The following is a 21,546-nucleotide window of genomic DNA, read 5'->3' as shown; positions in this document are numbered from 1 at the left end:
TCGGCCGTGCAGCGACGCCATCCGGCGAACACCGCGAGAACCGGCCCCGGGGTGTGAGGTCGCTCCGGTATCGGAACGGCACGGGTGTTGTGCACGGAATTCGACGGCCGGCCCGCTGGAATGAGTGGACGATGATGCAGATCGAGTTGGGTCGAACACTCGCGGTACTCCGTTCCCGGCACATCGCGGACCGCGAAGCGCGCCTGCAAGCGGCATCGATGCTCGAGAGCATCCTCGGGTCTCCGGTGGCGCCGGCACGAGGACGTTCGGCGCCGAGGGGGAGGCCGAAAGCGACTGGGCCCGTGGCGAACCGTTGACCCGACGCGAGTACGAGGTACTGATCATGACGGCCTCCGGTGCCTCGAACGCCGCGATCGGCCGCGACCTGTTCATCTCGGCAAATACGGTGCGGTTCCACGTGCGCAAAATTCTGCGCAAACTGGCGGTGACGAACCGAACCGCCGCGGTCGCGAAGATTGAGGAGGGTGCCCTCAGGCGGTAGGTCGTGTCAGCGAGTCCGGTCTCGGCAGTATCCCTACGTCTGCTGTGTGCCTCGGGCACGGCCACTCGTACCTACGCGCGGATTCGCCCGCTCGCGGTGCGCACCGCATGGTGCGTAAACCCCATCGGACGGATCCGCCTCGTCTCAGGTGCTCGGCCGTGGGTCGGATCCGCCGCGTACGCAGCGGGTATTCAGCCGAATGATCTGGCGAGGAGTCGGCCAGCCCAGTCCGGTCGGAGCTTTGACGCGGACGCAACTCTCGACCATGGAGTCATCGTCATCGGGAGGATTGAGGACGATGCTCTCCGGGGTGCGTGTGGTCGGTCGGAGGAACTCCTCGGTCGTGCTCCTATTGCCTTCGACATGAGGTGTGGACGAAGACGGAATCCCCTTCGGTCATGTCGATGTACTTTCCGAAGTTCTGACCGGAAGTAGGTACGCGTCTTGCCGGTCAGGACGTACCGATCGGTCTGGGCCGCTTCGTGGCGGTGTGTCAGGGACCGGTAGCCCGTCTCGTCGAAACCTTCCCCAATCGGATCTTCGTCGCCGGAGTGCGCTCCACGCCGACCCTGAGCCGTGCACAGCGCCGGACTGATCTGTACTCTTCGCCTCTGCGCACTTACGAGTGACGACCGGCTTGTCGTGCTCGGCCGTAGTCGACCAGTCGGAGTCGACGACCGTGTGCATTCCTCAGCCTTCGCAAGCATCACATCGTCCACATGGGTCGCGCGCCACCGTCGGACGAGCGCCTGCGGCGCGACTCCGGGATCCGACCCGAAGAACGTCGCCGCGCCGCGCCGACGGCGACGTCAGCGTAGTGGTTCGGGGCGGCGCCGGATCATGAAGCTGCTGCGGAAGGTCATGACAGGTTCGCCCCGCTGATTGAGGGCGCTGTAGGCGAGGGTCCAGATTCCCTGGTCCGGCTTCTTCGTGGGCCGCGCAGCGACGAGTTCCGCTTCCGGATGCAGGGTGTCACCGATGATCACCGGACGTGCCGCCCGAACCTCGTCGAGCCCGAGCCAGGCGACGACGTTGTTGAAGTACCCGGTTTGGGTGGTCAGCCCCAATGCGAGCGAGAGGGTGAACGGCCCATGCGCGATCCGTTGCCCGAACTGGGTGCCTGCGGCGTACTCCTCGTCGAGATGCAGCGAGACAATGTCACAGGTCAAGCCCGCCCACTGCACCAAATGTGCATCCGTGACGGTCATGCCAGGGCCCCGGAGAACATCGCCCAGCGCGAGATCCTCCCACCAGCGATCGGGCTGGCCGATCACGCGGGCCGTGATGCTGACGTCGTTGACTGTCATCGAAACTCCTCATAGCGCCGGTAGCGCCGGCCGTGTTAACGTACGAGCGATTGTTCGTTTAACGGTACGGGTTCGCCCGCCTGCCGGTCAATCATTTGCCCCGACCTTGCACCGCGACCTTCTGGATGGGACGAGATGACGTACACCACGTCCTCGCTGTGGTCCGCACCGGCCTCTCCGATGGCCGGTGGTGTCACCGCGCCCGGCCACGACCGGTCTGCAACGCCTCGGCGCACCGCGTCGCCAGCCCCTGTGTCATTCCTGCACCAGTGGTGCCATATCGAGTGAGGAAGTAATGCGACCTCTACGTTCTCTGTTGTTCGTGCCGGCCCATCGTGAGGGTTGGGCGCAGAAGGCGGTGCGCGCGGGCGCCGACGCCGTGATCCTCGATCTCGAGGACTCGGTTCCCGAGCCGAGCAAGGCCGACGCCCGCGCGGTCGCGACCGACACCATCGACACCCTGCAACGCGAGCATCCCGAGGTGACGGTGCTGGTGCGCCCGAACCCCCTCGATACGGACCACTTCGGCAAAGACCTGCAGGCCGTCGTCCGGGCTGGGCTCGGCAACCTTCTGCTGCCGAAGATCTACGGCCCGCGGGAGGTCCTCGATTTCGCGGCGTTGCTCGACCACTTCGAGATCGAGGCCTCGCTCGACCGCGGCAGTGTGGAAGTGATCCCCACCCTCGAAACCGCGAAATCACTGGTGAATTGCGAAGCAATCGCCGCCGCACATCCGCGGGTCGCGTCGTTGATGGTGGCCGCTGCCCGCGATGCCGACGTCTCGCGCGAGGTCGGTTTCGAGTGGACTGCCGAGGGTCTCGAGACTCTCCACTACCGCAGCAAGGCGGTGCTCGCCTGTCGCGCTGCCGGTTTGGCCCATCCCATAGTGGGGTTGTGGCAGGAGATTTCCGATCTGGACGGTTTGCGTCGATTCGCCGAGGGCAACCGTCGGCTGGGCTTTACCGGTCAGGTCCTCATTCACCCCTCACACATCCCCACGGTCAACGACGTCTATGCACCGGACCCGAAGGTCGTCGACCGCTTCCGGCGCATGATCGAGGCCTTCGAGCAGGCTCAGGCAAAGGGTCAGGCCGCCGCTCTCTTCGAGGGCGAGCACGTCGATATCGCACACGTGAAGACCGCACGCGGCGTGGTCGCCCTCGCCGAAGCCATCAATACGCAGTAACCACACCAACCTCGTAAGGAAACCGACAATGAGTGGACTGTACTTCGAAGAGCTCGAGCCGGGGCTCGTCATCAAGCACGCGGTAACCCGTACCGTCACCGAGACCGACAATCTGCTCTTCACCACCCTCACCTTGAACGTCCAGCCCCTGCACCTGGACGCCGAGTTCGCCAAGGCCAGCATGTACGGTGAACGCATTGTCAACAGCGTCTTCACCCTCGGCGTCGTGGTCGGCATCCCGGTGCAGGAGACCACCCTCGGAACCACCTTGGGCAATCTCGGGTTCGAGGAGATCGCCTTTCCGGCGCCGGTGCTGATCGGTGACACACTCCGGATCGAGACCGAAATCCTGTCTCGACGTGAGTCCAAATCGCGCCCGGACACCGGTATCGTGCGGTTCGAGCACCGTGGCTTCAACCAGAACGACAAGTTGATCTGCCGCGTACAGCGGTCCGGCCTGATGCTCAAGAAGCCCGCCGAGGTCGCTGTCTCATGAGGCTGGCCACGCTGCGCCTGGACGGATTGACCACCGCCGCTGCACGGATCGAGGGCGAAAGCGCGGTGCTGATCGAGCCCTACTCCGGTCTCTCGGATCTACTACGGGACCCTCACTGGCAGCGCATCGCCACCGAGACCACCGGACAGGTGGTCGAGCTTGGTGCTGTGGAGTACGCCCCTGTGGTCACGCACCCAACGAAGATCGTGTGCGTGGGACTGAACTACGCGAACCACATCGAGGAGATGGGACGTGAACTCCCCCGCTACCCGACGTTGTTCGCCAAATTCCCCGAAGCACTCATCGGCGCCTACGACGACATCCATGTCCCGCCCTATGCCGATCAGCAAGTCGACTGGGAAGGAGAGCTCGCCGTCGTCGTCGGCAAGAAGGCGAGAACGGTACGGGCCGCCGACGCCGACGAGTACATCGCCGGCTTCGCGGTCGCCAACGACGTCACCATGCGCGACTATCAGTATCGGACGCAACAGTGGCTACAGGGCAAGACCTTCGAAGGAACATGTCCGCTCGGTCCGACACTGGTGACCCCGGACGAGTTTTCGCTCGGCGCCCCACTGCACACCCTCGTCGACGGAGCCACCGTCCAGTCGGACTCGACCGGCGACCTGGTGTTCACCCCCACGCGGTTGATCGAGTACATCTCCCACATCGTCACCCTGCAGGCCGGGGACGTGATCTTGACCGGAACTCCCGGCGGCGTCGGCCATCCGACGGGAACACACCTGTCCGACGGCCAGATCCTCACCACGGAAATCACTGGCCTGGGCGCGCTGCGCAACACCGTGTGCGTGGCTGCGCCGATCCCGGTCGGCTGACACCAGTACCGCACCTTCACAATCGAATACGACACGGCTAGCCCTCCCGGTCCGTCCTGGACCGGGAGGGTTAGCGGCCGTGTGCCCCGCGAGCTTCCCACAGCCCTGCAGCATCCATCGCATACGACGGTTCTCCGCCTGGGAGTTCACTCGCAATACCGAACCCACAGCAGCAGCAGACACAAACGACTTCCACCGACCCAGAAGGATTGCCGCGTCGGCGACAAGAGATCGCCTGTGACGCAGCCCCGTAGGCGTCTGAGGCCACGAGATCTCGTATCGCCGCAGGCGGCCGCATGCGGCAGATTACCCGTTGACGAATGCTGTGCTCTACGCCACAATATCAACAAACGAGCAAACGTTCGTCTGTATCTGGCATCGAGAAGGAACATCCATGAAAGCTCTGACTTGTCGTCGCGCGGCCCTTGCCGGAGTTGTCTTCAGTGCAGCCCTGAGCGTCGCGGCGTGCACGGCCAGTGCCCCGGCCGAATCGAGCGGCAACTCCGGAGGTTCGACGAGCGACGGCGGCCAGGCTATGCCGGTCGAGCAGCTCTGCGGCGACCGGCCGCTGAAAATCGCACATGTCGCCGGTTTCGGCGCCAACTCCTGGCGCAAGATCACGCAGGCGGAACTCACCGACGAGCTTTCCGCCTGCCCGAACGTCACCCTCGAGTACACCCAGGCCGATAACGACCTGCAGAAGTACATCACCGCGATCAACTCGTACACCGCACAGGGCTTCGATGCGATCGTCACCTACGACGACTTCGGCAGTCAGGCACTCAGCGCCCTGAAGAACGCCCACGACGCCGGTGTCGTCGTCGTGCCCTACATCGCCGACCCCGGCGGAGAGGTCGGTGTCGACTACGACGGGTACGTCCAGTACGACTTCGACGTCGAGGGCGACACGATGGCCAAGTGGCTGGCCGGTCAGGTCCAGCCGGGCGCCAAGCTGCTCTTCAGCGGCGGACTGCCGGGCGGCAGCCCCTCGACCGTGGCGCTGTGGGACGGCATCATGGAGACCTCGAAGGAACTCGGCGATCCGTTCACCCCGCTGACCAACGAGCCCCAACCGTCGAGCTGGGACGCCGCATACGAGCAGCGTGCGATGGCAGGGGCGCTGACCAAGTACCCCGAGATCGACGCTCTGGCATCGGATTACGGTGTCGCATCGAAGGGCGGGTTGCGAGCGTTCGTCAACGCCGGTCGCCCAATCCCGCCGCTGGCGACCTCGGCGACCGACAACGAGCTCGGATGCATGTGGTTGCAGTACCACCAAGCGAACCCGGACTTCCACTTGCTCACCCTCGACGGCACCACCACCGTCGTGCGCATCGCCGCCCGCAAGGCGCTGGCCGCACTGAACGGCCAGCCCGACAACGAGCCGGAAAACTTCGAACTGCCGACGTTCATCGATACCCGCAACGGCAAGCTCCCGACCTGCCGCGAGGACCTGCCCCCGGACGCCGACCTGTCCTCGGCGCTCTCGCCCGAGCAGCTTTCGGCCGTCTTCAAATAACAACAGAGCGCTGGGGTTGAGGAGTGGTCAACAGTGACTCAACAAGACATCGTCGAGGATGTGATGTACGTGTCTGACGTACAGATTCAGCAGGATCCGGCCCAGGAAGTCATCGATCAGGACACCGTCCTGCGGCTGGACGCCGTCGACAAGAGGTATCCGGGCGTCCACGCCATCAAGGGTGTCTCGCTCACCGTCCGGCGCGGCGAGATCCATGCGCTGGTCGGCCAGAACGGAGCCGGCAAATCTACGCTCGTCGGCATTGCGGCCGGTTCGGTCACCGCCGACTCGGGGACAGTGCAGATCGGTGGTGTCACTGCCACCGACCCGTCCCCGGACTGGTGTCGGGAGCAGGGACTGGCCATCGTCTACCAGGAGCCGGCACTGCTGCCGGATCTGACGGTCGCGGAGAACATGCGACTGAGCATGCCCGAGGACCACCGGCCTTCGGTCGGTGAGCAGGTCAGCTGGGCGGAAGGCATCCTCTCCCGGTGGAGCAGCGTGGCCGCGATCGATCCGCGCACCCCGGTCCGCGAACTGCCACCCGACGCACGGTTTGTCGTCGAAATCGCGAAGGCACTGGCAGAAGAGCCTAAGGTCATCGTTCTCGACGAACCCACCGAGCATCTACTGCCGCCCGCAGTGGCCGAACTGTTCCGCCTGATATCGGAGTTGATCGACGCCGGCGGCGCAGTGGTCTATATCTCGCACCGACTCAACGAGGTCAAGCAGATCGCCCATACCGTGTCGGTACTGCGTGACGGCGCACTGGTCGGGACATTCGACGGCGCCGAAGTCACCGAGCAGGACGTGGTCAACCTCGTCGTCGGGCGCGAACTCACCCGCGCGCACACCCGGGCCGGAACCCGCACGACCGCACTCGGCGACACCATGCTGAAGGTCACCGGATTCTCCGGTCACGGTTTCGATGACGTGGACCTGGCGGTCCGTGCCGGCGAGATCGTCGGGTTCGCCGGTGTCGAGGGACAGGGGCAACGCGAGGTCCTGCGTGCGCTCGGCGGCCTGGGCACCGGGCACGGCACCATCGAGCTCAGCGGCCGCACGATCAAGACGTCGAGTCCGACCGCGGCGCTGGCCGGGGGGATCGCCTATCTGCCCCACGACCGGCACAACGAGGGCATTCTGCCGGGCCTGAGCCTACGGGAGAACGCCTCGCTGTCCTCGCTGAGGCGGTTGTCTTCCCTCGGCGTGCTCTCTCGCGTGCGCGAGCGCAAGGCCACATCGGAAACCTTCGCGTCGATGCGGGTCAAGGCGCCCTCCCCCGAGGTCGACATCACCACCCTCTCGGGCGGAAACCAGCAGAAGGTCGTACTCAGCCGCGTGCTGATGACCGAGTCGAAGCTGATTCTGGCCGACGAGCCCACCCAGGGCGTCGATATCGGCGCCCGGGAGGAGATCTACACCATCCTGCGTGAGGCGGCAGCCCGCGGCGCGGCGATCATCGTGCTCTCCTCCTCTGCTGCCGAACTCGAACAGCTCTGCGATCGGGTCATCGTCTTCTCCCGCGGCAAGGCCGCGAAGGAACTCGTCGACGACGAGTTGTCCGAGCACGGCATCGCCCAGGCCGCACTGAGCGCCACCGGCAGCCGCAGTCGCGTCGGCGCGGCCCTGCAGAAAGTCACTCTCGGTCGGAAGCTGGCCCGCAACGACCTCACCCCCGCCGCGATCCTCGCGCTCGCGACCATCCTGCTCGCCGGGGTGGCGATCAGCCAGAGCGAGTTCTACCTCACCTCCCGCAACTTCGGGCTGATCTTGCCGCTGCTGGCCACCTTGGCATTCTTCGCAATGGCCCAGCAGGTGGTGATGATGGTCGGAGGCATCGACCTGTCGGTCGGGCCCCTGGCAGGGTTGCTGGTCGTGGTCGGGTCGTTCGTGCTGTCGGCGTACAAGACGCCGATCGGGATGATCATCGGGCTGATCGTGCTCGGCCTCGTGGCCGCGGCCGTCGGTCTGGTCAACTGGACCTTGGCAGCGGTGGTGAAGATCAATCCCCTGATCGCCACCCTGGTGACCTACACCGCGATCCAAGGCATCGCGTACCTGCTGCGACCTTTGCCCGCCGGCAAGATCGACCCCGTCTTCCTGTCGTACGCGTCCACCAAGCTCGGATTCATCCCGATCATGATGATCTTGGCGATCATCGTCGCGGTGCTTCTCGAGTTCGCGATGTACCGGAGTTTGTTCGGTGTCCGCCTGCGCGCCACCGGATCCGCGCATGCCACCGCCGATCGGATCGGTGTGCACACCAAGAGGATCACTCTCATCGCGTACGTGGGCTGTTCGGTGTTGGTCGTCCCGGCAGCGGTGCTGCTGATGGCGCAGGCCGGGACCGGCAATGCCAGCATCGGGGACAGTTACACCCTCGCCAGCATCGGCGCCGCGGTGCTCGGCGGTGCCTCGATCTTCGGTGGGCGCGGCTCGTTCATCGGTGCTTGCCTCGGCGCGGTACTGGTCATCCAGATCAACACAGTGGTGCAGTTCATCGGCTTGCCGCTGTACTGGCAGCAGTGGCTGCTCGGCGGTCTGACCATCGCCGCGGCCGCTTTCTATTCGAAGTCCCGAACCCTCGCAGAGCGGAGCTGACGCCGTGAGCGCACTGCACGCACAACAAGCACTCCCGGACACCGAACCAACGGGCGCCGGGCAACGGCGCTGGACACCGACCTGGAACGGCACCACCTCGGTCATCGCGATCACCGTGGCCCTGTTCGGCTTCAGCTGGCTCATCGCACCCGGCAGCGTCTCCGGCAGCGCGATCGACTCACTGCTGCCCTTCGCCGGGATCCTGGCCATCGCCGCGATCGGACAGACCATCGTGGTCATGCTCAAGGGCATCGACCTGTCGCTACCCGGCATGATGACCATGGCCGCCCTGGTCAGCAGCCAATACGCTCAGGACCACGGCAGCATCCTCACCGCCCTGCTCATCGTCGCCCTCATCGCCGTCGTCGTCGGGCTGGTCAACGGCATCGTCGTCTCGGCGTTCTCGGTCACCCCGCTGGTGGCCACCCTGGCAGTCAATGCCATCTTGATGGGCGCCGCCCTGGCCTACTCCGGAGGCACACCCACCCGCGCCCCCCAGAGCGTGTCCGACTTCGCTCTGGAAAAGACGATCGGTATCTCCAACACAGTGTGGCTGGCGATCGCGCTGATGCTCGTGACCGTCTTCGCCACCGGCCGCACCGCCTGGGGACGCCGGGTCGTTGCCGTCGGCTCGAACGAGCGCACCGCCCACGCGGCGGGGGTGCGCACCGCACGAATCAAGATCAGCGGCTATGTCGCCGCAGCGCTGTGCTACAGCGGTGCGGGAGTCCTGCTGGCCGGGTATGTGAGCACACCGAACACCAATGCCGGCACGAGCTACCTCCTGCCGGCCATCGCAGCGGTCGTCGTCGGCGGAACCGCCCTGACCGGTGGCCGCGGCAACATCATCGGCACCGCCGTCGGAGCTCTGTTCCTGAGCCAGCTCACCCAGCTGGTGCTCTCCCTCGGCGCACCGTCCTCCACCCAGTTCCTCGTCCAGGCCGTGGTCATCGCCGTTGCGGTGGGAGCACAGCAATTGGACCTGCGCCACATCCTCCACCGTCTGATTCCCGGAAAGGACCTTTCATGACGAACATCGGTCAGCGACTGAACGGCAAGGTGGCGTTCGTGACCGGCGCCGCCCGCGGTCAAGGCCGGTCGCACGCCCTGACTCTCGCCGGTGAGGGCGCCGATCTCATTCTGCTCGACTCGGTGCGTCCGATCGACCAGGTGAGCTACGCGATGCCGGACCACGCGGATCTGAAGGAGACCGCCCGCCTGGTCGAAGAGCGGGGCCGCAAGGCGGTCGTGATCGAAGCCGATGTCCGCGACGAGTCGATGATCGACTCGGTCGCCGCTGCCGCTACCGAGCTGGGACGACTCGACATCGTTGTCGCCAACGCCGGCGTGCTCGGTGCCGCCAAACCCTCCTGGGAACTCACCCGCGCCGAATGGGACACCCTCATCGACATCAACCTCACCGGTGTCTGGCAGACGATGAAGGCGGCGTTGCCGCACATCATCGCCGGGGGTCGAGGCGGGTCCATCATCGCAATCAGCTCCATCGCCGGCATACGCGGAGTTCCACATGTAGCGCACTACAGCGCCGCCAAGCACGCCCTCGTCGGGCTGGTCGGCTCGGTGGCGAACGAGGTGGCTCCGCATCACATCCGCGTCAACACGGTGCATCCGACCAACGTCCGTACCGACATGATCGACAACCCAACGGCGGCGAAGATCTTCCGACCCGACCTCGAAAGCCCCACTCTCGACGACGGTATCGAAGTTCTCGGTCGCATCAATCTGCTCCCCGTGCCGTGGGTGGACTCCGCCGACATCTCCGAAGCCGTCCTGTGGCTGGCCTGCGACGAGTCCCGGTACGTGACCGGCACCGCCCTGCCCGTCGACGCCGGAATGCTTGCCAAGTACCCCGGCTGACGCTCTGCATGTCCCGTCAGCAAACCTCAACAGAAAAGGAAGATCAATGACAGTCAACGGTGGGCCGGTCCGCACGATCGCACTGATCGGACGCAAGCCGGGTATGTCGTTCGCCCAGTTCGACGAGTACTGGCGGGAAAAGCACGCTCCCCTTGCCGCCCAGGTGCCCGGCGTGATCCGCTACGTGCAGCGGCACGTCGTTCCCCAGGAAGGTGCCTCCGAGCCCGACAACGGATTCGGGATCGACGGCCTGGCCGTTCTCGATTACGAGAGCACGGAGGCGATGGAGGCCGGATGGGCGTCCGAGGCCGGTCAGGCGGCCCTGGCAGACGTCGAGAACTTCATCGGCAAGCACTACGTGGTGGTCCTCGAGGACCACGTTGTGGTCGGCGACGCCTGAATTCGTCGGCGTCCATACACGCAGACACATCAGTTAGGAGCCCGTCATGGATGTGGGCGTAGTTTACTTCTTCACCGATCAAGGTCCGGACCCCATCGAGTTCGGGCAGGCCGCCGAGGGCTACGGATTCGAGTCTCTCTTCGTCCCTGAACACACGCACTTCCCGGTGTCCCGGAAAACCGACTACCCGATTTCCTATGGCGGGCCCGAACTACCCGGGTTCTACCTGCGCACCTACGATCAGATCGTCACGTTATCGATGATCGCCGCGCACACGCGGACGATCATGCTCGGTACCGGAGTCTGCCTGCTCGCCCAGCACGACCCGATCGCCAAGGCCAAGCAGATCGCCACTCTCGACCACCTCTCCGGCGGCCGCGTCATCTGCGGTATCGGTATGGGGTGGAACGTCGAGGAGGCCGAGGCACACGGCGTCGTCTGGAAGCAGCGCTACTCGACCGTACGCGACAAGCTCAAGGTCATGCAGGCACTGTGGACCCAGGAGGAGGCGAGTTACGACGGGCAGCGCGCGTCCCTCGCCCCCTCGTGGGCGTGGCCCAAGCCGGCACAACCGAACGGCCCGCGCATCTATCTCGGTGGTGCCGGACCCACTACCATGCAGCATGCGGCCGAGTGGGCCGATGCCTGGTATGTCGTACCCCCCGCCGACGATCCCACGCTGACCAAGAGCGTGTCCGAGTTCCGCGGACTCGTCGAAGAAACTGGACGCGATCCCGATTCGGTGGGTATCGCGGTGGCGTCGGCGCCCCCGGATCCGGCCGTACTCGACAGCTATCGGGAGCTCGGCATCGAGCGGGCGGTGTTGTGGGTCGATCCCGCCGACGATCCGGGCGAAGGCATGCGCAACCTCGAAACCGTCTCCAAGGTCCTAGCGCAGGTCTCCTAACTACCCACATCACCAGAAACCAACCCTCACAGGAGGACTCGTAGTCATGAACACTACAACCGCAGATGTGAGCGTCAGCGAGCTCGCCGAGCGATTGACACGTCTCGAGGATGTCCGCGCAATCGAACAGCTCAAGTACCGTTACGCCGGATTCTGCGACAACAGCTACGACCCGGAAGGCATCGCCGGCCTGTTCGTCGAGGACGGCCGGTGGGTCGTCGACGGCGAAGGCGGTTCCATGACCGGCCACGAGGAGATCAAGGCCCACTTCAGGGCCTTGTCCGGCAAGATCACCTGGGCTCAGCACTATATGATTGCCCCCCGTATCGACCTGAGCGAGGACGGCCGAACCGCAACGGGGTACTTCTACCTGCTGTGCCTGTGCACCATCGAGAACAGCCAGGACCCGACCCAGAAAGATGCGGTCATCCTGACGATCAACTACACCGACCAGTTCGTCAAGCGCGAGGGCGCCTGGTACTTCCAGGAGCTGCGCGGTCGTACCCACCAAGTGTCGAACTGGGACCAGGGCTGGGTCAAGCAGCCCTTCCGCGACTGACGGCCATACCTGTTCGATGACCCCGGCCTCGCCCGAGCGAGGCCGGGGTCGTCCGTGCGGGGCTACGGGCGCCTCCCGTCGCCCCGCACCTGTGGCGCATTCGGTCCGCGGCGGATATGGCGCGGCGCCTATCCGTCAGTGCGTTCGTGTCGCCTCTTCGACGGCGGCTCCACGTTGTCGGCCACGATCATGACCGATCGCGCCCGTTGCGGTGGAAACCGTCATGTCCCAGGAGATCTTGCCCAACGAGGATCTGCCGGTCGTCGAGGCATTGCATAGTGCCCCGGTCGGCCGGCACGCGCAGCCCGAGGAACTGGCAAATGCCGCGCTGTTCCCGGTCAGCGACGAGGCGAGCTTCGTGCAGGGGCGCGGTCTACGTTGCGGACGGTAGCTGGACCATCCGCTGACTTTCCTCGCATCGAAGGAAAAGGGCTCGGACCGGATCGCGGTCCGAGCCCTTTCCTCCGCGCTCGTTGCGTCATGCGGAAGGTGGCTCGAGTGTGGTCGAGCACGACTCGCCGACTGCGCGGGAGAGCTCGCGGGTTCCGGGATCGCGCTGCCGTAGTGTGAGCCGTCCGGAATCGGAGAGCGTTCGGGAGCCGCCTGCAAGGATGTGGCGCATCGGAGGGTACGCGGTCTCGCGGATGGACGGCCAGGGGGGGAGGGCGGTCTACAGCCGTGAGCGGCGGGCGCACTCCACGCTCAGCAGGCCGAGGACACCTATCGTCACCATGGCGTAGGTGGCGCTGCCGGTGGCGTCGATGATCAGTCCCAGCATCGGGGCGGCGAGAACGGCGCCGACATTGCTGACGGTGACGATGAGCCCGCTTGTCTGGTAGTTCGCCCGGGGCTGCGACAGTTCCGCCGCCCACGCCCAGTAGGTGCCACCGTAGAGCGAGGCCGCCAGGAACATGATGCACAGGTAGATTCCCAGAGTGCTCGCGGGGATCCCGGGCAGGGTCACGACCATGATTCCGGCCAGGCCCGCACCGATCATGTTCGTCTGGAAGCGTTCACCGCGGAAGAGCCGGTCCGACATCAACCCCCCGATGGGGGCGGCGACCAGTTTGAACATGAAGGTGACGCCGATGATCGCGGAGGCTTCGAGCAGCGTCATTCCCCGGTCCTGTTCGAGGAACAGCGGCAGGGCGTAGGCGAGCCCGTAGAGGGTGATCGCGGTGCCTGCACCGTACAGAGAGGACCACCAGATGCGGGAGCTGCGCAGCGCCTCGGCGAGCGACCCCGGCTTGGGCAATGCGTCGAAGCGGGTCGAGTGCGGGCGTCGGAGTCCGACGGGTTCGGCAACGAGGGCGTCCATCGACGGCACCCCGGGATGGGCCTGGTGGAAGTCTTTGACGGTGAGCACGAACAATGCACCGCAGGCGATGCTCGGGACCACGGTCAGCCACATCGACGCGGTCTCCCACGACATGCCGCTGTCGGTGAGCAGTGGTCCGGCGAACGAGGTGATGGAGAAGCCGACGCCGAGGAAGCCCATCAGCAGACCCGTGGCGAATCCGCGCCTGTTCTTGGGGAACCACAAGGAAGCATGTGTGGCCAGCGACGCATTCATCACGCCGCCGCAGCAGCCCAGGAGCAGACGGAGCACAAGCATGCCCGTGTAGGACTCACCGACGAATGAGATCAACAGCCCCGAAACGACGTTGCAGAGCAGGCCGATGACGACGATCTTCTTCACCCCGATACGAGCGGCCCACTTGCCGGCGAATACCGGCACCACGCAGAACGTGAGCATCGATGCGGTGGTGAGCAAGGACAATTGGGTGGCGTTGATTCCCCAGTCGTCCTGGATGACCGTGCCGAACACCGCCACGGTGTTCAGGCCGATGAAGCAGGTCATGAAGCACAGCAGGCTGACCAGCAGGACCCACCAGCTGTAGAGGGGTGCGCGCGTATAGGCCGCACGCGTGCCGGTGAGCGTCAACGTTGTCATGACGTGGCTCCTGTATCGGGGACGCCGCCGGAGAAGGCGGAAGGCGTCATCGGGACGGGTTCGACGGGCCGGAGTACCCACGGCCTGTGGTGTATTCGGTCGTGCAGGGCACCTGGAACGGATGGCATGTGGTGGCGCGGGAATGGATCCGCCAACGCCTTAAACGAACGTACGTATGTTAGTTTGAGCTCGCGTGCCGTGTCAACGGTCACAACCGAACTCGACTGCCGACCCAGCCCGCAGCGTTCCGGTGAGGGGCGAACCGGCGTACGTCCACAGCACACGTAGACGCCCGGCTGGTGTACCAGCCGGGCGTCTACAGGCGCTTCGAGCGGTGTCAGGCGAGCGAGACGGTGACCGCCTTGCTCTGCAGGTAGCCGTCGAGGGCTTCGCCGCCCATTTCCTTACCCCAACCGGACTGCTTGAATCCGCCGAACGGCAACGCGGCATCGAAGACGTTGTAGCAGTTGACCCACACCGCACCGGCGTTGACCGCTTCGGCGAAGCGGTGGGCCCGTCCGACGTTGGTCGTCCACACCCCGGCCGCCAGGCCGAAGGTGGTGTCGTTCGCGCGGCGCAACACCTCGGCTTCGTCGTCGAACGGCATCAGCGACACCACGGGACCGAAGATCTCCTCCCGGGCGATGGTCATGTCGTCGTCGACCCCCCCCAGCACGGTCGGCTCGAGGTAGTAACCGGGCTCGCGGGTCCGGGCGCCACCGGCGATGATCTCGGCTCCGTCACCGAGTGCGCCCTCGACGTAGGTCTTGACCTTGGAGCGGTGCTGGTCGGAGATCATCGGGCCGACCAGCACCCCGCGCTCTGCGCTGGGGCCGATCTTGATTTCCGGCACCTTGGCGGCGATGCGGTTCTGCACCTCGTCGTAGATGTTGCGGTGCACATACAGCCGCGACCCGGCCGTGCAGGCCTCCCCCTGGGCGTAGAGGACAGCGCCCAGTACACCGTCGACGGCGATGTCGAGGTCGGCGTCGTCATAGATGACATTGGGGGACTTACCGCCCAGTTCGAGGGTCAGCTTGCTCAGGTTCGATGCCGCCGCGACGACGATCCTCTTGCCGGTCTCGACCGAGCCGGTGAACGCCACCTTGTCGACCTGGGGATGACCGGCCAACGGGGCCCCGGCATCTGCGCCCGTTCCGGTGATCACGTTGACCACTCCGTCGGGAACACCGGCTTCGAGGGCCAGCTCCGCCAGACGCAGCGGGGCCAGAGACGCGAGTTCGGCGGGCTTGAGCACCACTGTGCATCCGGCGGCCAGCGCCGGGGCGAGCTTCCAGACCGCGGCGAGTGCTGCTCCGTTCCAGGGGATGATCTGGGCGACGACGCCGACGGGCTGGCGGCGGGTGTAGGAGAAGAAGTCTCCGGGGTTCTGGCGCGAAAGCGGGATGGTGCGGCCCTCGAGCTTGGTGGTCCACCCGGCCATGTAGCGCAGCAGATCGGCCATGTTCGGCAGATCGATGTCACGGATGAACGCGTACGGCTTTCCGCAGTCCTGGGTGTCGATGAGGGCGATCTCGTCGGCGTTGGCCTCGATGAGATCCGCGAAGCGGTGCAGGATGCGAGCACGGGCTTCTGCCGGCATCCGCCGCCACGGGCCGTCGTCGAACGCCCGGCGTGCGGCCTGCACCGCCAGGTCGACATCGCGCGGACCGCCGGCGGCGATTTCGGCGAGCTTGTCTCCGGTCGACGGGTTGAAGACGTCGACGGTGCCGCCTTCGACCGGATCCACCCATTTGCCGTCGATCAGCAGCTGATGACGACTCGGGTTGGTCTCGGACATCTTGATCTCCTTTTCGGTAGAGCTGCTCGGCGAACATCCGACCACTGGCGGCGACGAGACGATGATGCGGCCGTGGTCGCCGCCTGGGGCGCTCGGAGGCCCTGCGGACCCGACACGCTTATCACATACGAACGATTGTTCTTCTACGGTACCGGCTCGGCCCCCACAGCTGTCAACGATCGTGCCCACCAGAATCAGGGGATGTTGCCGCGGTAACGCGCGGACCGGTACGGGGCCGGCCAGTCGAGCGTGTCTTCGACCCCGAGTTCCTTGGCCGCCTTGAGTGGCCACATCGGCTCGCGCAGCAGGTTCCGACCGACGAAGACCGCGTCGGCGGCTCCGTCGACGAGGACCTGCTCGGCCTGGGAGGAGTCGGTGATCAGCCCCACGGCCGCGACCGGCAGGGCGGTCTCGCTGCGGATCCGGCGGGCGAAGGGTACCTGGTATCCCGGTCCGACGGTGATTTGCTGCTCGGGGGTCAGACCACCGCTGGAAACGTCGACGAGGTCGATCCCGGAGCCTTCGAGCGAGCGGATCAATGCAACGCTGTCATCGACGTCCCAGCCGTCCTCGACCCAGTCGGTGGCGGAAATCCGCAGGAACAACGGCAACTCTTCCGGCCAGACTGCGCGGACCGCGGCGACGACCTCCCGCAGCAACCGGGCGCGGCGGTCGGGGTCTCCGCCGTAGCCGTCGGTTCGCCGGTTGGTGATCGGGGACAGGAACTGGTGAAGCAGGTACCCATGTGCGGCGTGGATCTCGACGACCCGGAATCCTGCGGCCAAGGCCCGGACGGCGGCATCGGCGAAGTCGGTGACCACGTTCGCGATGTCGGCCACGGTCATCTCGCGTGGCACGGCCTGATCCCCCCAGGCCGTTGCGGACGGACCGACCGTTTCCCAGCCGCCCTCGCCGACCGGAACGGTGCCGTCGCCCTCCCAGGGCACGTGCGCCGAGGCCTTGCGGCCGGCGTGTGCGAGTTGGATGCCGGGGATCGATCCGTGCTCGGTGACGAAGCGATTGATGCGGGCGAATGCCTCGCGCTGCGTGTCGTTCCACAGTCCGGTGCACTTGCGGCTGATCCGTCCATCCGGGCTGACTGCGGTCGCCTCGGTGAGCACCAGCCCGGCCTTGCCCTTGGCGAAGGAACCGAGGTGTACCAGGTGCCAGTCGTCGGGTATGCCGTCGTCAGCGGAGAACTGGCACATCGGCGCCACCCAGAGGCGATTACGGAAGGTCACACCGCGCAGGGTCAGCGGTGAGAACAGCCGCGTGCGATGAACCGCGGGTCGAGACAACACGAACTCCTCGGGTCGGGGGTGACGGTCATTCCAGCGTGGACCCGGCGTTCGGGCCCTCGAGGAACTTGTTGGGAGTCAGGAAGAAGCACAGCACCAGGGCGCCGTTCGGCGAGGAGGCGCGGTGCTGGTTGCCCTGCGGCCGCCACGAGAAGTTCCCGACCGTGGCCTCGCCTTCCTCGTCGACGATGCTGCCCTCGAGCACCCAGGTCTGCTCGATTCGGACGTGCTCGTGCATCGGCAGGACCGATCCGGGCCGCCAACGGAACAGCGCGGTGAGCAGGCCGCTCTCCTCGTCCTTGAGCAGCACCTTGATGTCGATGCCGTCGTATCCGGAGGGTCGCCACGGCAGAGCGTCGACGTCGACGTAGCGCGAGGCCAGGGGCGGCAGGGCGTTGAGTGCGTCGGCGAACGGGGTGATCGCGGTCATGAGGGATCCTTCTTTCTGTGTGGGGAGTGTGATCGGTGCGGTCAGAACGACCGCGGCAGGCCCAGATACTTCTCACCGATGTGGTTGCGGAGCATTTCGTTGGTCAGGGGCGCGAAGGTGTAGAGGCGAGCGTCCCGGAACAGCCGCTCCATGGGGTATTCCTTGCTGAACCCGGATCCGCCCATCAGGCGCATGCCGGCGTCGGTGACCGCGACGGCTGCATCGGAGGCGGCGACTTTGGCCATGGCACTGAGGATGTCGGCGCGTTTGCCGGTAGCGGTGGCTTCGGCGGCCTGCAGCATCAGCGCCCGCGCCGCTTCGACAGCAATGGCGCCGTCGACGAGTCGGTGCTGCCCGACCTGGAAGCTGCCGACGGGGCGCCCGAACACCTGCCGTTGCCGGCCGTAGTCGACGGCCGCGTCCAGTGCGCCGCGGGCGATTCCGAGAGCGGCGGCGGCGGCATTGAGTCTCTCCCCGTTGAGGGTGCCGAGCACCTGCCGGAACCCCTGGTCGACGTGCCCGAGCACGGCGGAGGCGGCGACTTCGACGTTGTCGAAGTTCACCTCGCAGGTGTCGAGGCTGTGGATGGCAAAGGTGTCGAGTTCTTTCACGGTGATCCCCGGGGTGTCGGTGGGGACCACGAACATGGTGATGCCGTCGATCGGCGAGGATTCCGGTGTCGAAGTCCGGGCCAGAACGATGAGGTTCCCCGCGTGCTGTGGGCCGGAGATCCAGGTCTTGGCGCCGTTGAGAACCCACCGGCCGTCGTCGGACTGCTTCGCCCGGGTACGCATGACGCGGGCGACGTCGGTGCCGCCGTCAGGTTCGGTCAGCGCGAAGGCGACCCGCTCGCGGCCGTCCAGGAGCGGGGCCAGGACAGTGCGGCGTTGCTCGTTGGTGCCGTACTCGGTGAGCAGGCCGACGCCCATGTACTGCACGACCAGGCACACCGCCATCGAGGTCGGGCCGGCGGCGAGTTCCTCGAGGACGATGATCTGGTGGCGGGGGTCGGCCCCGGTCACGCCGTCGGCCTGGGCGCCGAGTCCGATCAGTCCGGCTCCCCCGAGGGCGCGGTACAGCTCGAGGTCGAAGGCGTTGGCGTCGTCGAGTTCCCGGACGCGCTGCGGGGGTGCGTACCTCTCGATGATCTCGCGCACCATCTCGCGTAGATCCGCTTGTTCCGTGGTGTCCGGCAGGGTGCCGCTTCCGATCATGGGACTCCTCCGACTCGAGGTGACGGCGCCCTTCGGGGTCTCGAGGTGGTGCCGCCGTCGCGTGTGACCTGGTCACTCACCCCACCATACAAACGAGCGCACGTTTTTCCAAGGGTTTCGACCGGCCCCGACCCGGCCTGGACAAACAAACACACGTTCGCCTAAGGTATGTGATGCCCATTACAGAGGGCGTAGCGGATCACTCGGTCCCACACCGCGACCGGTCCGGCCCTCACTCGTCGCGAATTCGCGTTACACGCGCGAAAGACGGCGCCGACCATCACGAGAAAGGGTGACCATGAGTCCCACCGAGACCGCCGTCGACTGGAGTCGGCTCTGGTCGGATCCGGCGATGCTCCGCCTGCGAGGTGACCGCCGCAGCTTCTTCACCGTCGCCTGGAGCATCTTCGCGCTGGCGTTCTGCACACTCGTCGGCTTCGCGGCATTCGCACCGGAAATCGTCGCGAAACGGCCCGTACCGGGCCTGAGCATCGGGCTGATCCTGTCCCTGACCTACGTCGCAACCGTGATGGGGCTCGGAGCCTGGTATGTGCGCCGTGCACATCACTGGGACACCCTGGCCGCGGCCGTGCTGAACGCCCCCACCGCTGCTGGGGAGCGAGAGGTCACGAGCAATGTCTGACGGCTTCAACACCACCGCCGTCGTCGTCACCGTCCTGCTGCTGGCGACGACCTTCGTGGCCACCTACTTCGCCTCGCGCCGTACGAAGACCTCGGCAGAGTTCTGGACGGCCGGCGGTGGCATGACCGGACGCAAGAACGGCACCGCCATCGCCGGTGACTTCCTGTCCTCGGCGTCCCTGCTCGGCTACGCCGGGCTGGCCTACCTCTACGGCATGGACGGCATCGTCTACGCGATCTTCGCCTGCGGGATCTTCCTGATGGTGATGTTCCTGATCGCCGAGAAACTCCGCAACCTCGGGCGTTTCACCTTCGCCGACGCGCTCGCCACCCGGCTGCGGTCCGGTCCGGTGCGCATCGTCTCGGCGATCTCGACGCTGTTCATCTGCATCTTCTACCTCCTCGCCCAGATGGTGGCGGGCGGGGTGCTGATGGAAGCACTCGCCGGAATCGACTTCTCCTGGGGCGTGGTGATTGCCGCGGTCCTGATGCTGACCTACGTGCTCTTCGGCGGCATGCTCGCCACCACGTGGCTGCAGATCATCAAGGCCGTGGCCCTGATGACCGTCGTGGCGCTGCTGGTGATCCTGGTCCTCGTCCGGATCGATCCCAACCCGCTCAACATCATCGAGCAGGCAATCTCGCAGAGTGCATTCGGCGACCACTTCCTGGCCACCGGCAACTCCTTCAAAGGACCCTGGAACATCATTTCCATGGCGGTGGCCGTGACCTTGTCCGCGGTGGGCCTGCCCCACGTACTGATGCGGTTCTTCACCGTTCCCGATGCCATCGAGGCCCGCAAGTCTGCGATCTGGGCGATCAGCCTGATCGGCGGATTCAACGTCCTGATCGCCTTCCTCGGCATCTCCGCGCGTGCCGCTCTCGGCACCGGCGGTGAGGAAATCGCTGGCAAGGGCGGCAACCTCGCCCTGCCCGCCCTGACCGTCTGGCTCGGTGGCGGGGACGGATTCGCGTCGGACCTGCTGCTGGCGCTGGTGGTCGCGGTCTCGATCGCGACGCTGCTCGCGGTGTCGGCCGGTCTGGTGCTCAGTGCATCGAGCGCGGTCGCCCACGACCTGTGGGCCAAGACGTTCCACCGGCCCGAACGGGAGGAGATGGCGGTCGGCCGGATCGCCGCGGTGGCATTGGTGATCGTCACCGTCGGGGCCACCCTCGCCATCGGCGGAACTCAGAACGTCACCTTCCTGGCCACGCTGGCGACCTCCACCGCGGCCAGTGCGAACTTCCCCGTCCTGATCATGACGCTGCTCTGGCGGCGGATGCGCACCCTCGGGGCCGTGGTCGGCGCGCTGTCGGGTCTGCTCACCGCACTCGCGTTGATCCTGACCGGCCCCCTCGTCTGGCCGAGCCTGGCGCCGCTGTTGTCGGATTCGCTGTCGACCACCGCTCCGTTCCCGCTGGCCTTCCCGATCCTGCTGTCGGTGCCCGCCGGCTTCCTCGGGTGCATCGTGGGCAGCTACCTCAGCCGTGAGTCGGCCGACGATGCCGCCTTCGACGAACTTCAGGTCCGCGCCCTGACCGGGGCGGGTCTGGACAAGACGAAGACCCTCGCGCACTGATCACCCTCGGCGGCGTTCGACGAAGAATCTGCGGATCTTCCGGTCGAACGCCGCCGCACATTCCCGATCGGTCGTCGAATTTCGACCGATCCGACGCAAGGAGAAGATGCATGTCCGTCAAGATCGTTGCGCTGATCACCTCGAAGCCCGAACTCTCTCGCGCCGAATTCCTCCGGTACTGGAATGTCGAGCATCCCCAATACGTCTGGAAACTCCCGGAACTCGAGCGCTACGTGCAGAACCCCACGATCGAGCATCGCAAGGGATGGGCGTACGACGGGATGGCGGAGCTGTGGTTCCCCTCGGTCGCCGCGGTGGCCCAGGCGTTCTCCTCACCGGAGGCCGACGCGGTTCGCGAGCACGAGGAAGAGTTCATCGGCGCCATCACCTGGTTCCTCGCGTCCGAGTCGGAGATCGTGCCGGTCTGACGGGC

General features: G+C 65.9%; 21 protein-coding genes. 15 read left to right on the top strand and 6 right to left on the bottom strand.

Annotated features, from left to right (window positions below):
- Positions 1-343: 343 nt before the first annotated feature.
- Positions 344-502 (top strand): helix-turn-helix transcriptional regulator, encoded by a 159-nt coding sequence (locus tag QYS60_RS06605; protein ID WP_085999789.1) that lies wholly within the window; start codon positions 344-346, stop codon positions 500-502.
- 809 nt (positions 503-1,311) lie between these two features.
- Here QYS60_RS06605 and QYS60_RS06600 read toward each other — a convergent pair.
- Positions 1,312-1,809 (bottom strand): MaoC/PaaZ C-terminal domain-containing protein, encoded by a 498-nt coding sequence (locus QYS60_RS06600; RefSeq protein ID WP_003938642.1) that lies wholly within the window; start codon positions 1,807-1,809, stop codon positions 1,312-1,314.
- Positions 1,810-2,104: 295 nt separating this feature from the next.
- Between QYS60_RS06600 and QYS60_RS06595 the strand changes: the two genes are divergently transcribed.
- The 11 genes from QYS60_RS06595 to QYS60_RS06545 all read left to right on the top strand — a co-directional run bounded on the left by QYS60_RS06595 (position 2,105) and on the right by QYS60_RS06545 (position 12,585).
- On the top strand, positions 2,105-2,995 hold the full coding sequence (locus QYS60_RS06595; protein WP_371382796.1) for a CoA ester lyase: 891 nt from the start codon (positions 2,105-2,107) through the stop codon (positions 2,993-2,995).
- Positions 2,996-3,023: 28 nt separating this feature from the next.
- Positions 3,024-3,491: a MaoC family dehydratase gene (locus QYS60_RS06590; protein ID WP_371382716.1), complete on the top strand. Its 468-nt coding sequence runs from the start codon at positions 3,024-3,026 to the stop codon at positions 3,489-3,491.
- Entirely contained in the window at positions 3,488-4,327 is an 840-nt protein-coding gene (locus QYS60_RS06585) for a fumarylacetoacetate hydrolase family protein (protein ID WP_371382715.1), read from the top strand. Before QYS60_RS06590 ends, QYS60_RS06585 begins: the two co-directional genes overlap by 4 nt.
- A 394-nt stretch (positions 4,328-4,721) precedes the next feature.
- Positions 4,722-5,846 carry a substrate-binding domain-containing protein gene (locus QYS60_RS06580; protein WP_371382714.1) on the top strand — a complete coding sequence of 375 codons (1,125 nt, stop codon included), beginning with the start codon at positions 4,722-4,724 and terminating at the stop codon, positions 5,844-5,846.
- Positions 5,847-5,909: 63 nt separating this feature from the next.
- The gene (locus QYS60_RS06575; protein ID WP_371382795.1) at positions 5,910-8,450 is read left to right on the top strand and encodes an ATP-binding cassette domain-containing protein; all 2,541 of its coding nucleotides are present in this window, start codon (positions 5,910-5,912) and stop codon (positions 8,448-8,450) included.
- 4 nt (positions 8,451-8,454) lie between these two features.
- On the top strand, positions 8,455-9,480 hold the full coding sequence (locus QYS60_RS06570) for an ABC transporter permease (protein WP_371382713.1): 1,026 nt from the start codon (positions 8,455-8,457) through the stop codon (positions 9,478-9,480).
- Positions 9,477-10,328, top strand: a complete 852-nt coding sequence (locus QYS60_RS06565; RefSeq protein WP_371382712.1) for a mycofactocin-coupled SDR family oxidoreductase — start codon at positions 9,477-9,479, stop codon at positions 10,326-10,328. The genes QYS60_RS06570 and QYS60_RS06565 overlap by 4 nt, the downstream gene beginning before the upstream one ends.
- Before the next feature lie 46 nt (positions 10,329-10,374).
- Positions 10,375-10,728 carry an EthD family reductase gene (locus tag QYS60_RS06560; RefSeq protein ID WP_003938650.1) on the top strand — a complete coding sequence of 118 codons (354 nt, stop codon included), beginning with the start codon at positions 10,375-10,377 and terminating at the stop codon, positions 10,726-10,728.
- A 46-nt stretch (positions 10,729-10,774) separates the two neighbouring features.
- Positions 10,775-11,635 (top strand): LLM class F420-dependent oxidoreductase, encoded by an 861-nt coding sequence (locus tag QYS60_RS06555; protein WP_371382711.1) that lies wholly within the window; start codon positions 10,775-10,777, stop codon positions 11,633-11,635.
- 46 nt (positions 11,636-11,681) lie between these two features.
- Entirely contained in the window at positions 11,682-12,194 is a 513-nt protein-coding gene (locus tag QYS60_RS06550; protein WP_193788741.1) for a nuclear transport factor 2 family protein, read from the top strand.
- Positions 12,195-12,417: 223 nt separating this feature from the next.
- Positions 12,418-12,585: a hypothetical protein gene (locus QYS60_RS06545; RefSeq protein WP_371382710.1), complete on the top strand. Its 168-nt coding sequence runs from the start codon at positions 12,418-12,420 to the stop codon at positions 12,583-12,585.
- A 279-nt stretch (positions 12,586-12,864) separates the two neighbouring features.
- On the opposite strand, the gene QYS60_RS06540 is transcribed toward QYS60_RS06545, so the two are convergent.
- From QYS60_RS06540 to QYS60_RS06520, 5 genes are all read right to left on the bottom strand, one after another.
- Entirely contained in the window at positions 12,865-14,148 is a 1,284-nt protein-coding gene (locus QYS60_RS06540; protein WP_371382709.1) for a nitrate/nitrite transporter, read from the bottom strand.
- A gap of 337 nt (positions 14,149-14,485) precedes the next feature.
- Positions 14,486-15,949 (bottom strand): aldehyde dehydrogenase family protein, encoded by a 1,464-nt coding sequence (locus QYS60_RS06535; RefSeq protein WP_371382708.1) that lies wholly within the window; start codon positions 15,947-15,949, stop codon positions 14,486-14,488.
- Between the two features lie 194 nt (positions 15,950-16,143).
- On the bottom strand, positions 16,144-17,247 hold the full coding sequence (locus QYS60_RS06530) for an NADH:flavin oxidoreductase/NADH oxidase (protein WP_371382794.1): 1,104 nt from the start codon (positions 17,245-17,247) through the stop codon (positions 16,144-16,146).
- A 28-nt stretch (positions 17,248-17,275) separates the two neighbouring features.
- Positions 17,276-17,677, bottom strand: a complete 402-nt coding sequence (locus QYS60_RS06525) for a cupin domain-containing protein (RefSeq protein ID WP_003938657.1) — start codon at positions 17,675-17,677, stop codon at positions 17,276-17,278.
- A 41-nt stretch (positions 17,678-17,718) separates the two neighbouring features.
- Complete coding sequence (locus QYS60_RS06520; protein WP_003938658.1) at positions 17,719-18,891, bottom strand: acyl-CoA dehydrogenase family protein; 1,173 nt, start codon at positions 18,889-18,891, stop codon at positions 17,719-17,721.
- 298 nt (positions 18,892-19,189) lie between these two features.
- Here QYS60_RS06520 and QYS60_RS06515 point away from each other — a divergent pair, with 298 nt between their 5' ends.
- The 3 genes from QYS60_RS06515 to QYS60_RS06505 all read left to right on the top strand — a co-directional run bounded on the left by QYS60_RS06515 (position 19,190) and on the right by QYS60_RS06505 (position 21,541).
- A complete protein-coding gene (locus tag QYS60_RS06515; RefSeq protein ID WP_003938659.1) occupies positions 19,190-19,534 on the top strand; it encodes a DUF485 domain-containing protein in 345 nt (114 codons plus the stop codon).
- The gene (locus tag QYS60_RS06510) at positions 19,527-21,113 is read left to right on the top strand and encodes a cation acetate symporter (RefSeq protein WP_003938660.1); all 1,587 of its coding nucleotides are present in this window, start codon (positions 19,527-19,529) and stop codon (positions 21,111-21,113) included. The genes QYS60_RS06515 and QYS60_RS06510 overlap by 8 nt, the downstream gene beginning before the upstream one ends.
- Positions 21,114-21,223: 110 nt before the next feature.
- Complete coding sequence (locus tag QYS60_RS06505; protein WP_003938661.1) at positions 21,224-21,541, top strand: EthD family reductase; 318 nt, start codon at positions 21,224-21,226, stop codon at positions 21,539-21,541.
- The last annotated feature ends 5 nt before the right edge of the window (positions 21,542-21,546 follow it).

The organism is Rhodococcus sp. GXMU-t2271, assembly GCF_041414735.1.
GTDB classification, from domain to species: Bacteria; Actinomycetota; Actinomycetes; order Mycobacteriales; family Mycobacteriaceae; genus Rhodococcus; species Rhodococcus indonesiensis.
The sequence above is the reverse complement of the archived record's forward strand: the minus strand, read 5'-3'. Positions and strand labels throughout refer to the sequence as shown.

What these genes read in the sequence shown, in the direction of transcription:
- QYS60_RS06605 (WP_085999789.1), top strand. Translation starts at nt 344, where the DNA reads ATGACGGCCTCCGGTGCCTCGAACGCCGCGATCGGCCGCGACCTGTTC.
- QYS60_RS06585 (WP_371382715.1), top strand. Translation starts at nt 3,488, where the DNA reads ATGAGGCTGGCCACGCTGCGCCTGGACGGATTGACCACCGCCGCTGCA.
- QYS60_RS06565 (WP_371382712.1), top strand. Translation starts at nt 9,477, where the DNA reads ATGACGAACATCGGTCAGCGACTGAACGGCAAGGTGGCGTTCGTGACC.
- QYS60_RS06550 (WP_193788741.1), top strand. Translation starts at nt 11,682, where the DNA reads ATGAACACTACAACCGCAGATGTGAGCGTCAGCGAGCTCGCCGAGCGA.
- QYS60_RS06525 (WP_003938657.1), bottom strand. Translation starts at nt 17,677, where the DNA reads ATGACCGCGATCACCCCGTTCGCCGACGCACTCAACGCCCTGCCGCCC.
- QYS60_RS06575 (WP_371382795.1), top strand. Translation starts at nt 5,910, where the DNA reads ATGTACGTGTCTGACGTACAGATTCAGCAGGATCCGGCCCAGGAAGTC.
- QYS60_RS06515 (WP_003938659.1), top strand. Translation starts at nt 19,190, where the DNA reads ATGAGTCCCACCGAGACCGCCGTCGACTGGAGTCGGCTCTGGTCGGAT.
- QYS60_RS06545 (WP_371382710.1), top strand. Translation starts at nt 12,418, where the DNA reads ATGTCCCAGGAGATCTTGCCCAACGAGGATCTGCCGGTCGTCGAGGCA.
- QYS60_RS06590 (WP_371382716.1), top strand. Translation starts at nt 3,024, where the DNA reads ATGAGTGGACTGTACTTCGAAGAGCTCGAGCCGGGGCTCGTCATCAAG.
- QYS60_RS06520 (WP_003938658.1), bottom strand. Translation starts at nt 18,891, where the DNA reads ATGATCGGAAGCGGCACCCTGCCGGACACCACGGAACAAGCGGATCTA.
- QYS60_RS06535 (WP_371382708.1), bottom strand. Translation starts at nt 15,949, where the DNA reads ATGTCCGAGACCAACCCGAGTCGTCATCAGCTGCTGATCGACGGCAAA.
- QYS60_RS06555 (WP_371382711.1), top strand. Translation starts at nt 10,775, where the DNA reads ATGGATGTGGGCGTAGTTTACTTCTTCACCGATCAAGGTCCGGACCCC.
- QYS60_RS06510 (WP_003938660.1), top strand. Translation starts at nt 19,527, where the DNA reads ATGTCTGACGGCTTCAACACCACCGCCGTCGTCGTCACCGTCCTGCTG.
- QYS60_RS06560 (WP_003938650.1), top strand. Translation starts at nt 10,375, where the DNA reads ATGACAGTCAACGGTGGGCCGGTCCGCACGATCGCACTGATCGGACGC.
- QYS60_RS06540 (WP_371382709.1), bottom strand. Translation starts at nt 14,148, where the DNA reads ATGACAACGTTGACGCTCACCGGCACGCGTGCGGCCTATACGCGCGCA.
- QYS60_RS06600 (WP_003938642.1), bottom strand. Translation starts at nt 1,809, where the DNA reads ATGACAGTCAACGACGTCAGCATCACGGCCCGCGTGATCGGCCAGCCC.
- QYS60_RS06580 (WP_371382714.1), top strand. Translation starts at nt 4,722, where the DNA reads ATGAAAGCTCTGACTTGTCGTCGCGCGGCCCTTGCCGGAGTTGTCTTC.
- QYS60_RS06505 (WP_003938661.1), top strand. Translation starts at nt 21,224, where the DNA reads ATGTCCGTCAAGATCGTTGCGCTGATCACCTCGAAGCCCGAACTCTCT.
- QYS60_RS06595 (WP_371382796.1), top strand. Translation starts at nt 2,105, where the DNA reads ATGCGACCTCTACGTTCTCTGTTGTTCGTGCCGGCCCATCGTGAGGGT.